Origin of the sequence: Streptomyces sp. NPDC046881, assembly GCF_040645015.1 — a bacterium.
Classification (GTDB): domain Bacteria; phylum Actinomycetota; class Actinomycetes; order Streptomycetales; family Streptomycetaceae; genus Streptomyces.
The window spans coordinates 1-14,242 of sequence record NZ_JBEYXJ010000162.1 but is presented as its reverse complement, the minus strand read 5'-3'; the positions used below and the strand labels follow the sequence as shown (position 1 = coordinate 14,242).

The following is a 14,242-nucleotide window of genomic DNA, read 5'->3' as shown; positions in this document are numbered from 1 at the left end:
GCCGTGTCCGCAAAGTCCCTCCTGCCCCGCGACGCCTGGCACGCACTCTCGCCGCACCGGGCGCAGACCCAAGTACGTCCAGTACGAGGGACTGCCCCCGGCACGCCGAGAGCACGCACCAGACGCCGCAGGGCCCGCCCTCCGGGCGGACGGAGGGACTTTGCGGACACGACCTAGCCGGGCGCCGCGCGCGTTGTCCGGGTACCGGCAGCGGTCCGGGACCTCGGGGATGTCCCTGAGACGTCATCTCAATTGGTGGCTAATGGCGTAGATAGTCCCTGGCAGGCGTGCTGTCGGAACGGTTGAATGTCCTGGTGAGCAACTGCTGGACACCCTCGCACCAAGCGGTCGAGCAGGACGATGCCGAGGCCTTGGCCCGGTTTGTGACCGCTGGTTCCGATCCCGACGAGGTCATCAGCAGCACGACGCTGCTGCCCCTCTCGGGGGAGTTGCGGTTCACAAGGCCGCCCGCGTAGGCCATGCGCAGCAGTTCGGCCTTGGGATGATTGCGCATCAGTCATTCATGCGCCCCACCCGCTCCTTGAGGGTGTCCTTCCGGTGCCGTCCGGCTGGAGCGCGCCGAAGCTCTCGGCCTGGTGCTGAACTGGGCCACCGCCCTGGCGGCGCCGAAGCCGCTGGGCGAGATCAAGACGGGGGACAGCCGGTACCCCCAGCTCTGCATCGAAAAGGAACGCCGACCTCCTCTTCCGGCTGACCCCAGCGAGCGTTACCGGCGCAATGCGACCAGCAGTTACGGGACAACGCACGCGGAGCCCTTGCCCGTCTCGACATAGCGCCATCCGGCCAAGGCTTGCGCCTATTTCTGGTCACTGCACATGCAAGGCTCAATTCTTCCTCAGGGAAACGGTCAATTGGTTGTTGTGTGCATGACGTGAACATAGTGTCCGAGTGCTTGATCGCCACGGGGGCGGTCCATCGAAAGGGTATGCCATGGGCATGGGTTCAAGGCGCGTGCTGGCCAGCGCTGCAACAGCTCTGCTTCTCGGTTTCTCCGCCGCGGGCACAGCTGCGGCTGAAGATGTCCCCGTCGATGATGATGGTGGGGTGTCCGCAGCTGAGACCACGGACATCAATGACAGGCAGGGATGGGACGACCCGATGGACCAGCCGCTCTCCGAGGTTGGGCCGCAGGCGTGTGAGCATCCCTCTACGTGGTACAGCATCACGTCGAAGAAGGCATATCACGTTCCTTCGTGGTGGAACGGAACCAAATACAAGGACGGCCCTGGTGGCACCATGAAGGTTTCCGTCACGAGGGGCGGAACCATTTCTCTTGAGATCTCGGGAAGTGGGGAGTGGTCAGCGGGGGCGATTCTCGCGAAGGCCAAGACCACCATCAGTGTCAAGGTGGCGGGCAGTGTGACCATTACAACCGGTCATGAATACAGCCACGAGATTCCCAGGAACAAGTACGGTCACCTGCAGTACGGTTCATGGGGTTACAAGATCACCTGGAAGAAGTACCGGTCCAGTGGCAGGAGCTGTGACACCCGCGTCGAACTCGCTCATGGAAACGCTACGCTGCCCACGACCGAGACGGGCTGGAAGTACTGGGAGACATCGTCATGACGCATGTGACCGTACGGCGATGGATCGCCGGATGCACCGTGGCGGTGTCGGTGTTCCTCCTTGCCTCGTGTACGTCGGATGCCGCTGACGGGGAGGCTGCCAAGACGTCGTCGAAGCCCACTCCGAGTTCCTCCCGCGTGGCAGGCGGGTCCGCAGAGAGACGTCTGACCGAGCAGGCCCAGTCCGCCCTCGCCGCTGTTCAGACCGGGCGGATGGTCGAGTCCGGCGCCGAACGTCTGACGGACGGCATCCACACCGAACCCAGCCTGCAGCCGGGCAATACCTACGAACTCCAATTGGTCTGCGTCGGCCACGGCACAGCGCAGCTGAGTTTTAAGCCGGCTGATACCGGCACACCGGTCACGGTGCCTTGTGATCAGTCGGTGGTCCGGCAGCGGATCCGCGCAGGCAAGCAGATCCACATCGACGTCGACGCCACCCAAGGATCGAACGGCGTGATCGCCTGGGAGATCGACTCCATCTGACATCACGACCTTCGATGCGGACGTCGGCCTCCGACCGGCCAGCTGCTCCGGGCCACGTCCCGGAGCCAACCGTGAAATGCTGCCGCCCCCGTGGTACCGGAGCAGCGGAACGCGAGTGTGATGCGGCCGCCAGGTTCCGTCACACGGGGCTCGCTCAGCGCTCTCTGATCATGACCTCTAAGGGGAGGACATGGAAGCAGTGATCGACCTGACGGAGTACGGTGACGCGCTCCGTCAGGACCCGCACCCGGTCTACGCAGGGCTGCGCGAACAGGGCCCGGTCCACCGGGTCCGGCTCGCCACGCCGGGAGGCCCCTGGGAGACCTGGCTGGTCGTCGGGTACGAGGAGGCGCGAGCCGCCCTCGCCGACCCCCGGCTGGCCAAGGACACCGCCAGGATCGGCGAGGTGCCGCTGGACGAGCAGCTGATCGGCAAGTACCTGCTGACGGCCGACCCGCCGCAGCACACGCGCCTGCGCGGCCTGGTCGCGCGCGCGTTCACCGCGCGCCGGGTCGAGCAACTGCGCCCGCGGGTCCAGCAGATCACCGACGAACTGCTCGACGACATGCTGCCGCGCGGCCGTGCCGACCTCATCGACTCCCTCGCCTACCCGCTGCCGATCACGGTCATCTGCGAGCTGCTCGGCGTCCCCGCGATGGACCGCGCGGAGTTCCGGAAGCTCTCCACGGAGCTCGTCGCGCCGACCGGCGAGGACAGCGAGCACGCCGCGACCGTGCGTCTCGCCGAGTACCTCACCGAGCTGATCGAGGACAAGCGCCGCGGCGGGCCCACGGACGATCTGCTGAGCGACCTGATCCGCACCACCGCCGAGGACGGCGACCGGCTCTCCGCGCAGGAGCTGCGCGGCCTGGCCTACCTGCTGCTCATCGCGGGCCACGAGACCACGGTCAACCTCATCGGCAACGCGGTCCTCGCCCTGCTCACCCACCCCGCCCAACTGGCGGCCCTCCGCGCCGACACGACCCTCCTCGGCGCGGCGGTGGAGGAGACGCTGCGCTGGGAGGGCCCGGTGCAGAACGCCACCTACCGGTACGCCGCCGAACCGCTGGAGATCGCGGGCACCCGGATCGGGCAGGGCCAGGGCGTGCTGGTCGGCCTCACCGCCGCCGGCCGCGACACCGCCCGGTACGCCGAGCCGGACACCTTCGACATCCGCCGCGACACCCGCGGCCACCTCGCCTTCGGCCACGGCATCCACTACTGCCTCGGCGCACCCCTGGCCCGCCTGGAGGGCGGCATCGCGATCGGCACCCTCCTGGAGCGGGCTCCCCGGCTCGCCCTGGACGGCGCGCCGGGGGAGTGGCTGCCCGGCCTGCTGATGCGCGGCGTACGCAGCCTGCCGGTGCGCTGGTAAACAGCACCCGGTGGCCGCCGGGCGGGGACGACGTACGGCCCGGCGCACCGGGCGCTGCTCGCGGCGGGAGCGTTCGCAGGCTGCGGTGCGGGTAACGCCTCCCGGCTGTAGCAGGGGTAGGCGCGTCGGCCGAGGCGTGCGGCGGCCGCCCGTCGGGGACGGCGTCCGGCCCGCGGGCCTACGACGGTCCCGTGCCGTTCGGGATTTCCGAGAGCGGTACCGGGCGCTGCTCGCGGCGGAAGCGTTCGCAGGCTGCGGTGCGGGTAACGCCTCCCGGCTGTAGCAGGGGTAGGCGCGTCGGCCGAGGCGTGCGGTGGCCGCCCGTCGGGGACGGCGTACGGCCCCCGGGCCCATGACGGTCCCGTGCCGTCGGGAACTCCGCGAGCGGTACCGGGCGCTGCTCGCGGCGGGAGCGTTCGCGGGTCTCGGCGCGTTCGCCGAGGCGTGCGGCGGGCGCCCGTCGGGGACGGCGTACGTCCCGCGGCCCCCGGCCCTACGACGGTCCCGTGCCGTCCGGGATCTCCGTGAGCGGTACCGGGCGTCGCTCGCGGCGGGAGCGTTCGCAGGCCTCGGCGATGCGGAGTGCCTGCAACGCCTCCCGGCCGTCGCAGGGGTTGGCGCGCTCGCCGCGTACGACCTCCACGAAGGCGTTCAGCTCGGCCTCGTACGCGGGTCCGAAGCGTTCCAGGAACCCCGTCCACGGCTTGTCCGCGGGCGGCGGCCCGCTCGGCTCGGTGGACGCGAGGGGCGTACGGTCGTCCAGGCCCACCACCGCCGTGTCCCGCTCCCCGGCCAGCTCCATGCGGACGTCGTAGCCGGCGCCGTTGAGCCGGGTCGCCGTCGCCGTGGCCAGGGTGCCGTCGTCCAGCGTGAGCAGCGCCGCGCCCGTGTCGACGTCCCCGGCCTCCCGGAACATCGCGGGGCCGGCGTCCGAGCCGCTGGCGTACACGTCGGTCACCTCCCGGCCGGTCACCCAGCGCAGCACGTCGAAGTCGTGGATCAGCGTGTCCCGGAACAGCCCGCCGGACAGCGGCAGCCACTCGGCCGGGGGAGGGGACTGGTCGCAGGTCATGGCCCGCACGGTGTGCAGCCGGCCGAGCCGGCCGCTGCGCACGGCCTCCCGGGCGCCGGCGTAGCCCGCGTCGAACCGCCGCTGGAAGCCCATCTGCAGGACCGTCCCGGCCGTCTCCACCTCGGCCAGCGCGAGCAGCGTGCCCGGCAGGTCCAGCGCGATCGGCTTCTCGCAGAACACCGGCAGCCCCGAGCGGGCCGCCCGGCCGATGTACTCGGCGTGCGCCGCCGTCGCCGTGGTGATCACCACCGCGTCCACGCCCCAGCGGAAGATCTCGTCCACGCCCGGCGCCGCCGTCTCGCCCAGCCGGTGCGCCAGCTCCTGCGCCCGCGCCGGCTCCGCGTCCGTCAGGATCAAGGACCCCACCTCGCGGTGACGGCTGAGCGTCCTCGCGTGCAGGGTGCCGATGCGGCCCGTACCGATGACCCCGATGCGCATGGAATCAAAGTGAGGGCCGACCCCGTACCCTGTCAATGCGTATGTCCGGACAATCGGACTACACAACTTCCCGTCAACCAGGCACGGGGCTACGCTCGGGCCCGTGCCGAAACCAGATGTGGACCCGACCGTGTCGCTCGACCTCCGCGTGGACCGGAGCTCCCCGGTGCCCCTGTACTTCCAGCTCTCCCAGCAGCTGGAGGCCGCCATCGAGCAGGGCGGTCTCACCCCGGGCAGCCTGCTGGGCAACGAGATCGAGCTGGCCGCGCGGCTCGGCCTGTCCCGGCCGACCGTCCGCCAGGCCATCCAGTCCCTCGTCGACAAGGGGCTTCTCGTCCGGCGCCGGGGCGTGGGCACCCAGGTCGTGCACAGTCAGGTCAAACGCCCCCTGGAACTGAGCAGCCTCTACGACGACCTGGAGGCGGCCGGCCAGCGCCCCGCGACGAAGGTGCTGGTCAACACGGTCGTCCCGGCCTCCGCCGCGGTCGCCGCCGCGCTCGGCGTCGCCGAGGAGAGCGACGTCCACCGCATCGAGCGGCTCCGCCTCGCGCACGGCGAACCGATGGCGTACCTGATCAACCACCTGCCGCCGGGCCTGTTCGACCTCGACACCGGCCAGCTGGAGGCCACCGGCCTGTACCGGCTGATGCGCTCCGCCGGGATCACCCTGCACAGCGCCCGCCAGTCCATCGGCGCCCGCGGTGCCACGGCGGCCGAGGCCGAGCGGCTCGGCGAGGCCGAGGGCGCCCCGCTGCTGACCATGCAGCGCACCACCTTCGACGACACCGGCCGCGCGGTGGAGTACGGCGACCACACCTACCGGCCGAGCCGCTACTCCTTCGAGTTCCAGCTGCTCGTACGCCCCTGACCGGCCTGCCTCTTTCGTCGCAATGTCCGGACAAGGCGACCCGAGCGGGCCGCCCGGTCATGTCATGGGTGTTCCCCGTGTTCGATACTGGAGCGTTTGGGGCCGCTGATGCGATCGACGGCCCCTTGCGTCTGTACGAACACGGCAAGAAGGGCACGGCCTCGTGGCACGGTTTCGGACCTGGGTAGGCATAGCGCTGGCGGGGGCACTCTCCGTGTCCCTGGCGGGATGCAGCAGCACCGGGGGCAAGCGGGCGGAGGACGCCCGCAAGGCCGCCGCCGCCCAGGGCAGGGCGGCGGTGGACACCCCCCGCTGGACCTTCGCGATGATCACCCACTCCGGGGACGGCGACACCTTCTGGGACATCGTGCAGAGCGGTGCCAAGCAGGCCGCCGTCAAGGACAACATCAACTTCCTGTACTCGCACGACGACGAGGCCCAGCAGCAGGCCCAGCTGGTGGACGCGGCCGTGGACAAGAAGGTCGACGGCATCATCGTCACCCTCGCCAAGCCGGACGCCCTGAAGGCCGCCGTCGCCCGCGCCGAGAAGGCCGGCATCCCGGTGATCACGGTGAACTCCGGCTCGGCCGAGTCCCAGGCCTTCGGCGCCCTCACCCACATCGGCCAGGACGAGACCGTCGCCGGCGAGGCGGTCGGCGACGAGCTGAACGAGCGCGGGAGGAAGAAGGCCCTGTGCGTGCTGCACGAGCAGGGCAACGTCGGCCACGAGCAGCGCTGCGACGGCGTCGCGAAGACCTTCCGCGGCACGCTGCGCAAGGTCTACGTCAACGGCACCAACATGCCCGACGTGCAGTCCGCGATCGAGGCCAAGCTCCAGGCCGACCGGTCCATCGACGCCGTCGTCACCCTCGGCGCGCCCTACGCCGACACCGCCGTGAAGGCGCGGACGGACGCGGGCAGCAAGGCCGAGATCGACACCTTCGACCTGAACGCCAAGGTGGCGGCCTCGCTGCAGGACGGCACCCTCGGCTTCGCCGTGGACCAGCAGCCGTACCTCCAGGGCTACCAGGCCGTCGACCTGCTGTGGCTGTACAAGTACAACGGCGACGTCCTCGGCGGCGGCAAGCCGGTCCTGACCGGCCCGCAGATCGTCACCAAGGACCAGGCGTCCGCGCTGGCCGAGTACACCGAGCGGGGCACCCGATGAGCGCGGTCACGGACGGGAAGCAGCGCGACGAAAGGATCCTGCAGACCTCTCCGCTGCGGAAGCTGCTCACCCGCCCCGAACTGGGCTCGGTCGTCGGCGCCCTCGCCGTCTTCGTCTTCTTCGCCGTCGCCGCCGACGGCTTCCTGCGCGCCTCCAGCCTCAGCACGGTCCTCTACGCCTCCTCGACCATCGGCATCATGGCCGTACCCGTGGCCCTGCTGATGATCGGCGGCGAGTTCGACCTCTCGGCGGGCGTCCTGGTGACCTCGTCGGCGCTGGTCTCCTCGATGTTCAGCTACCAGATGACCGCGAACACCTGGGTCGGCGTGGGCGTGTCCCTGCTGGTCACCCTCGCGATCGGCGCCTTCAACGGCTTCATGCTGACCCGCACGAAACTGCCCAGCTTCATCATCACGCTGGGCACCTTCCTGATGCTGACCGGCATGAACCTCGGCTTCACCAAGCTGATCGACGGCACGGTCTCCACCAAGACCATCGCCGACATGGAGGGCTTCCCCAGCGCCCACGCCGTCTTCGCCTCGACGCTCACGCTCGGCGGCGTCGGCGTCAAGGTCACCATCCTGTGGTGGCTGGGCCTGGTCGCCCTCGCCTCCTGGATCCTGCTGCGCACCCGCACCGGGAACTGGATCTTCGCCGTCGGCGGCAACGAGGACGCGGCCCGCGCGGTCGGTGTCCCGGTCGCCCGGACCAAGATCGGCCTCTACATGGGCGTCGCGTTCGGCGCCTGGATCTCCGGCCAGCACCTGCTGTTCTCGTTCGACGCCGTCCAGTCCGGCGAAGGCGTCGGCAACGAGCTGATCTACATCATCGCGGCCGTCATCGGCGGCTGCCTGATCACCGGCGGCCACGGCAGCGCGATCGGCTCGGCCGTGGGCGCCCTGCTGTTCGGCATGACCAGCAAGGGCATCGTCTTCGCCGAGTGGAACCCGGACTGGTTCAAGTTCTTCCTCGGAGCGATGCTGCTCCTCGCGACCCTGCTCAACGCCTGGGTCCGCAAGCGCGCGGAGGCGACCAAGTGACACTCGTGGAGCTGACCGGCGTCAGCAAGCACTACGGCACCGTCCGCGCCCTCGAAGGGGTCTCCCTGGAGGTCCACGCGGGTGAGATCACCTGCGTCCTCGGCGACAACGGCGCCGGCAAGTCGACGCTGATCAAGATCATCGCGGGCCTGCACCGGCACGACGGCGGCACCCTGCGCATCGAGGGCGAGGAGACCACCCTCTCCTCCCCGCGCGAGGCCCTGGACCGGGGCATCGCCACGGTCTACCAGGACCTGGCCGTCGTCCCGCTCATGCCGGTCTGGCGCAACTTCTTCCTCGGCTCCGAGCCCCGCAAGGGCACCGGCCCCTTCAAGCGCCTCGACACCGAGCTGATGCGCCGCACCACCCGCGAGGCGCTGCTCCGCATGGGCATCGACCTGCGGGACGTCGACCAGCCCATCGGCACGCTGTCGGGCGGCGAGCGCCAGTGCGTCGCCATCGCCAGGGCGGTGCACTTCGGCGCGAAGGTCCTGGTCCTGGACGAGCCGACGGCGGCCCTGGGTGTGAAGCAGTCCGGTGTGGTCCTGAAATATGTGGCCGCGGCACGGGACGAGGGTCTGGGCGTTGTACTGATCACCCACAACCCGCATCACGCGTACCTGGTGGGCGATCGTTTCGTGCTGCTCAGGCGCGGCACGATGGTGGGCAACCACACACGGGACGACATCACCCTCGACGAGCTGACCCAGCAGATGGCCGGAGGATCCGACCTGGACGCCCTCGTCCACGAACTGCAGCGTCGCTGAGGGGCACGGGGGACCGCGCGCCGCGCCACAGCGCCCGTCGCACCGGCGAAAGGACGCGCACCCCCGCCCCCTGCCCCGCGCGGCACCCGGCGTGAGGGTGCGGCACAATCGAGCCCGATGAGCACCTACCGCGACCTCACGGCCCCCGTCGGCTCCCGCCGAGCCCCCGTCCTGCGAACAGTGGGAACCAGGGAACGCCGGTCACATCTGACTGCCCCCCGAGTTCCCACCGTCGGCATCGACATCGGCGGCACCAAGGTCATGGCGGGCGTCGTGGACGCCGACGGCAACATCCTGGAGAAGCTCCGCACGGAGACCCCGGACAAGTCCAAGAGCCCCAAGGTCGTCGAGGACACCATCGTCGAGCTGGTGCTGGACCTGTCCGACCGGCACGACGTGCACGCGGTCGGCATCGGCGCCGCCGGCTGGGTCGACGCCGACCGCAACCGGGTCCTGTTCGCCCCCCACCTGTCCTGGCGCAACGAACCCCTGCGCGACCGCATCGCCGGCCGGCTCGCCGTGCCGGTCCTGGTGGACAACGACGCCAACACCGCCGCCTGGGCGGAGTGGCGGTTCGGCGCCGGCCGCGGCGAGGACCACCTGGTCATGATCACCCTCGGCACCGGCATCGGCGGCGCCATCCTGGAGGACGGCCAGGTCAAACGGGGCAAGTTCGGGGTCGCCGGGGAGTTCGGCCACATGCAGGTCGTGCCCGGCGGACACCGCTGCCCGTGCGGCAACCGCGGCTGCTGGGAGCAGTACAGCTCCGGCAACGCGCTCGTCCGCGAGGCCAGGGAGCTGGCGGCGGCCGACTCGCCGGTCGCCTACGGGATCATCGAGCACGTCAAGGGCAACATCCACGAGATCACCGGCCCGATGATCACCGAGCTGGCCCGCGAGGGCGACGCGATGTGCATCGAGCTGCTCCAGGACATCGGCCAGTGGCTCGGCGTCGGCATCGCCAACCTCGCGGCGGCGCTCGACCCGTCCTGCTTCGTGATCGGCGGCGGCGTCAGCGCCGCCGACGACCTGCTCATCGGCCCGGCCCGGGACGCCTTCAAGCGCCACCTCACCGGCCGCGGCTACCGCCCCGAGGCCCACATCACCCGCGCCCAGCTCGGCCCCGAGGCGGGCATGGTGGGCGCCGCCGACCTGGCCCGGCTGGTCGCCCGCCGGTTCCGCCGGGCCAAGCGGCGCCGCGTGGAGCGCTACGAGCGCTACGAGCGGTACGTCCAGTCCCGCCGCGAGGACAGCGCATGACGCCGTCGCTGCCCCACCAGGGCGGCCCGCCGGACGAGCCGCGGCGGACCGCCGAGGACCCCCGGCACAAGGCCCGGCGCCGGGCGCTCACCCTGCTGATCATCGTCCTGCTCATCGGCGTCCCGGCCGGCTACCTGGTGATCTCCGCGAACCAGAGCCGCAACAGCGGCAAGGACAAGGAGGCGAAGTACTCGGCGACCGGCCTCACCCCGGGCTGGCCCTCGAAGGTGCAGCGCCGCCTGTACCAGGTGACCGTCCCGCACCCCGCCGACGACATCGCCTCCTACGAGACGAACAACTGGAAGACCAGCCGCCTCTACGTCCAGTTCCGCACCAACCCCGCGGGCCTGGACAGCTTCCTGGAGGCCATGGGGGTCCGCCGGGAGCAGCTGAAGAAGGACGAGATCGCCGTCGGCGAACGGGACCGGAAGGTCAGCGGCTGGACCTTCGGCGGACCGGGCCCCTGGTGGGGCCTGACCCACGAACAGAAGAACCCGGCGCCCACGCAGGACGTGGTCGTCAACCTGTCCGACCCCGAGCATCCGCTGGTGTTCGTGGTCTCCCGCACGGTGCCGTAGCCCCGGGCGCGCACCGGCCCCGGAGCCGATTGTCAGACCCCGCCCGTAGAGTCGGAGACGTCTGAACCGACACACCGGCGGGAGGTGGCAGGACGTATGAGCGGCACGGCTGCGCCGGCCGGGCGCACGGGCGGTGCCCCGGACCCCGGGACGGGGACGGAGACCGGGCACCCGGTCCCGGTGCGCCTCGCGTCCGTCTACCTGCCCGCGCCCCTGCCGCGCGAGGGCCGCCTCGCCTTCTGGTCCCCGGACGGCGACCCGCTGCCCGCCGGCACCGGGCGCGCCCCGGAGGAGCTGACGGTCGTACGACGCCACGGCACCGGTGTGCGCCGCCACCGGGTGCCCGCGCTGACCCTGCCGCTCGCCGAGGCCCTGCCGCTGCTGGTCCGCGCCCGGCGCGACCCGGCCGCCCACCCGGCCACCGCCTGCTGGGGCGCCGCCGCCCTGCACGCCCTGCGGCTCACCGCCCGCGGCCGGCTGCTGCCCGGCCTCACCCCGGGCGGCCACGACGCCTGGCGGGCCGGCCCGCTGGAGCCCGACGACATCGCCCACCTGCGCGCCGTCGCCGCCGCACTGCCGCCCGAGGGCCACGCCGTGCCCCTCCCCGGGCCGGGCCCGCTGTGCCTGCCCGAGCCGGAGGCCCTGGTCCGCTCCTTCCTGGACGCGGTCGCCGACACCCTGCCCCGCACGCCCGCCGCCCCCCACACCGCCGGCCGGCCCTTCGCCGCCCGCGAGCCCCAGGCCCTGCCCGAGGCGCACGCCTGGGCGGCCGAGGTCGCCGCCGGGATGGACGCGGGGGTGCGGATCTCGCTCCGCCTGGACCTGTCCGCGTCCGACGTCTTCGACGCCGGCGCGCACGAGGAGGGGACGCGCGCCGCGGGCGCGGCGATCGTCCAGGTGCACAGCCTCGCCGACCCCACCCTGGTGGCCGACGCGGCAGCCCTGTGGACGGGCGAGGCCGACCCGGCGTTCGGGCCCCGCGCGCGCGTGGACGCGGCCCTCGCCGTCCGGCGCGCCGCCCGCGTGTGGCCGCCCCTGGACCGCCTCGCCGAACAGGACGTGCCCGACGTCCTCGCCCTGTCCGAGGAGGAGCTGGGCGAGCTGCTCGGCGTGGCGGCGAGCCGGCTGGCCGCCGCCGGGGTCGCCGTGCACTGGCCCCGCGACCTCGCCCGCGACCTGACCGCCACCGCGGTGGTCCGCCCGGCGCCCGGCTCGGCGACCGACGGCACCGGCTTCTTCGAGAGCGAGGAACTGCTCCGGTTCCGCTGGCAGCTGGCGCTCGGCGGCGATCCGCTGAGCGAGGCCGAGATGGACACCCTCGCCGAGGCCCACCGCCCGGCCGTACGGCTCCGGGACCGCTGGGTGCTGGTCGACCCCGCCCTGGTCCGCAAGGCGCGCAAGCGCGAACTCGGCCTGCTCGACCCGGTCGACGCGCTGTCCGTCGCCCTCACCGGCACCGCCGAGGTCGACGGCGAGACCGTCGAGGCCGTCCCCGCCGGGGCGCTGGCCGCCCTCCGCGACCGCCTCACCGCCGGCCTGCGCCCCGCCGAGCCGCCACCCGGTCTCGCCGCCACCCTCCGCGACTACCAGCTGCGCGGCCTGGCCTGGCTGGACCTGATGACCTCCCTCGGCCTCGGCGGCTGCCTCGCCGACGACATGGGCCTCGGCAAGACCGTCACCCTCATCGCCCTGCACCTCAAGCGGGCCCGCACCGAACCGACCCTCGTGGTCTGCCCGGCCTCCCTGCTCGGCAACTGGCAGCGGGAGATCAACCGGTTCGCGCCCGGCGTCCCCGTCCGCCGCTTCCACGGCCAGGACCGCACCCTGGACGGACTGGACGGCGGTTTCGTCCTCACCACGTACGGCACCATGCGCTCCGCCGCGGCCCGGCTCGCCGGACAGCGCTGGGGCATGGTCGTCGCCGACGAGGCCCAGCACGTGAAGAACCCCTACTCGGCCACCGCCAAGGCGCTGCGCACCATCCCGGCCCCCGCGCGCGTGGCGCTCACCGGCACCCCGGTGGAGAACAACCTCTCCGAGCTGTGGGCCCTGCTCGACTGGACGACCCCCGGGCTCCTCGGGCCGCTGAAGTCCTTCCGCGCCCGGCACGCGCGGGCGGTGGAGAACGGGGAGGACGAAGAGGCGGTCGAGCGCCTGGCCCGTCTGGTACGGCCGTTCCTCCTGCGCCGCAAGAAGTCCGACCCCGGCATCGTGCCCGAACTGCCGCCCAAGACCGAGACGGACCACCCGGTGCCGCTCACCCGGGAACAGGCCGCGCTGTACGAGGCGGTGGTGCGCGAATCGATGCTGGCCATCGAGACCGCCGAGGGCATCGCCCGCCGGGGCCTGGTGCTGAAGCTGCTGGGCGCGCTGAAGCAGATCTGCGACCACCCGGCGCTGTATCTGAAGGAGGAGGCACACCCCGACCGGCTCGCCGCCCGCTCCGGCAAACTCGCGCTGCTGGACGAGCTGCTGGACACCCTGCTCGCCGAGGACGGCTCGGCGCTCGTCTTCACCCAGTACGTCGGCATGGCCCGCCTCATCACCGCCCACCTGTCCGCCCGTGCGATCCCCGTGGACCTGCTGCACGGCGGCACCCCGGTCCCGGAGCGCGAGCGCATGGTGGACCGCTTCCAGAACGGCGAGACCCCGGTCCTGGTGCTGTCCCTGAAGGCCGCCGGCACCGGCCTCAACCTCACCCGCGCGGGCCACGTCGTCCACTTCGACCGCTGGTGGAACCCGGCCGTCGAGGAACAGGCCACCGACCGCGCCTACCGCATCGGGCAGACCCAGCCGGTGCAGGTCCACCGCCTAGTCACCGAGGGCACGGTGGAGGACCGCATCGCCGACATGCTCGCCGCCAAGCGCGCCCTGGCCGACGCCGTCCTCGGCTCCGGCGAGGCAGCCCTCACCGAGCTGACGGACCGTGAACTGTCCGACCTCGTCTCCCTGCGGAGGACGCCATGACGGGCACCGGCCGTCCCCGCCCCGGCGACGCCGCCCGCCGGGCCCTGCGCGCCGCCCGGGAACGGGCCGGGTCCGCCCTGGACCCGACCGAGGACCAGACCACCGCCGCAACGGAAACGGCACACACCGACAGCACCGAACCGAGCCCCGGCGACGCGGCACGGGCCGCACTCAGGCCCGCCGCCGCAGAAGGGACCGGGGCCCCCGCTTCGGCCTCGCCGGCCGAGGCGGTTGGACCGGTGGCGGATGAGGAATCTCACCAGGGCGTGCGTCCCGGTCCGGGGGCGGGGGGTGGGCGTCCTGGGGATGTGGCGCGGGAGGCGCTCAGGGCCGGCGTGGTCTCCGGGCCCGGGGGAGAGGGGACCGGGGACCCGGCTTCGACCCCGGCGGCCGAGGCAGCTGAACCTGTGGCGGGCGAGGACCTGCACGGGGCCGTGCGTCCCGGAGCGGGGGGTGGGCGTCCTGGGGATGTGGCGCGGGCCGCGCTCAGGACCGCTGCCTCCGGGCCAGGGGCGGAAGGGGCCGGGGCCCCCGTTTCGGCCTCGGCGGCCGAGGCGGTTGGACCGGTGGCGGATGAGGAATCTCACCAGGGCGTGCGTCCCGGTCCGGGGGCGGGGGGTGGGCGTCCCGGGGA

At 72.2% G+C, this 14,242-nt stretch carries 12 protein-coding genes; 10 read left to right on the top strand and 2 right to left on the bottom strand.

The window, feature by feature from the left end; genetic code table 11:
- Positions 1–259: 259 nt before the first annotated feature.
- Positions 260–514: a hypothetical protein gene (locus ABZ923_RS38815; RefSeq protein WP_361482278.1), complete on the bottom strand. Its 255-nt coding sequence runs from the start codon at positions 512–514 to the stop codon at positions 260–262.
- 437 nt (positions 515–951) lie between these two features.
- Between ABZ923_RS38815 and ABZ923_RS38810 the strand changes: the two genes are divergently transcribed.
- The 3 genes from ABZ923_RS38810 (at position 952) to ABZ923_RS38800 (ending at position 3,450) form a co-directional block, all read left to right on the top strand.
- Positions 952–1,590 carry a hypothetical protein gene (locus tag ABZ923_RS38810; RefSeq protein ID WP_361482275.1) on the top strand — a complete coding sequence of 213 codons (639 nt, stop codon included), beginning with the start codon at positions 952–954 and terminating at the stop codon, positions 1,588–1,590.
- Positions 1,587–2,075: a hypothetical protein gene (locus ABZ923_RS38805; protein ID WP_361482272.1), complete on the top strand. Its 489-nt coding sequence runs from the start codon at positions 1,587–1,589 to the stop codon at positions 2,073–2,075. Before ABZ923_RS38810 ends, ABZ923_RS38805 begins: the two co-directional genes overlap by 4 nt.
- 190 nt (positions 2,076–2,265) lie before the next feature.
- Positions 2,266–3,450: a cytochrome P450 gene (locus ABZ923_RS38800; RefSeq protein WP_361482269.1), complete on the top strand. Its 1,185-nt coding sequence runs from the start codon at positions 2,266–2,268 to the stop codon at positions 3,448–3,450.
- Between the two features lie 493 nt (positions 3,451–3,943).
- On the opposite strand, the gene ABZ923_RS38795 is transcribed toward ABZ923_RS38800, so the two are convergent.
- Positions 3,944–4,960: a Gfo/Idh/MocA family oxidoreductase gene (locus ABZ923_RS38795; RefSeq protein WP_361482266.1), complete on the bottom strand. Its 1,017-nt coding sequence runs from the start codon at positions 4,958–4,960 to the stop codon at positions 3,944–3,946.
- Positions 4,961–5,090: 130 nt separating this feature from the next.
- On the opposite strand from ABZ923_RS38795, the gene ABZ923_RS38790 reads away from it, so the two are divergent.
- The 7 genes from ABZ923_RS38790 (at position 5,091) to ABZ923_RS38760 (ending at position 13,608) form a co-directional block, all read left to right on the top strand.
- Positions 5,091–5,828 carry a GntR family transcriptional regulator gene (locus ABZ923_RS38790; RefSeq protein ID WP_361482281.1) on the top strand — a complete coding sequence of 246 codons (738 nt, stop codon included), beginning with the start codon at positions 5,091–5,093 and terminating at the stop codon, positions 5,826–5,828.
- A gap of 163 nt (positions 5,829–5,991) precedes the next feature.
- Positions 5,992–6,996, top strand: a complete 1,005-nt coding sequence (locus tag ABZ923_RS38785; protein ID WP_361482263.1) for a sugar ABC transporter substrate-binding protein — start codon at positions 5,992–5,994, stop codon at positions 6,994–6,996.
- Positions 6,993–8,036: an ABC transporter permease gene (locus tag ABZ923_RS38780; RefSeq protein WP_361482260.1), complete on the top strand. Its 1,044-nt coding sequence runs from the start codon at positions 6,993–6,995 to the stop codon at positions 8,034–8,036. The genes ABZ923_RS38785 and ABZ923_RS38780 overlap by 4 nt, the downstream gene beginning before the upstream one ends.
- Entirely contained in the window at positions 8,033–8,803 is a 771-nt protein-coding gene (locus ABZ923_RS38775; RefSeq protein ID WP_361482257.1) for an ATP-binding cassette domain-containing protein, read from the top strand. Before ABZ923_RS38780 ends, ABZ923_RS38775 begins: the two co-directional genes overlap by 4 nt.
- Positions 8,804–8,920: 117 nt before the next feature.
- Positions 8,921–10,063 carry an ROK family glucokinase gene (locus tag ABZ923_RS38770; RefSeq protein WP_361482254.1) on the top strand — a complete coding sequence of 381 codons (1,143 nt, stop codon included), beginning with the start codon at positions 8,921–8,923 and terminating at the stop codon, positions 10,061–10,063.
- Positions 10,060–10,641 (top strand): sugar kinase, encoded by a 582-nt coding sequence (locus ABZ923_RS38765; RefSeq protein ID WP_361482251.1) that lies wholly within the window; start codon positions 10,060–10,062, stop codon positions 10,639–10,641. The genes ABZ923_RS38770 and ABZ923_RS38765 overlap by 4 nt, the downstream gene beginning before the upstream one ends.
- Before the next feature lie 96 nt (positions 10,642–10,737).
- Positions 10,738–13,608: a DEAD/DEAH box helicase gene (locus ABZ923_RS38760; protein ID WP_361482248.1), complete on the top strand. Its 2,871-nt coding sequence runs from the start codon at positions 10,738–10,740 to the stop codon at positions 13,606–13,608.
- Positions 13,609–14,242: the final 634 nt, after the last annotated feature.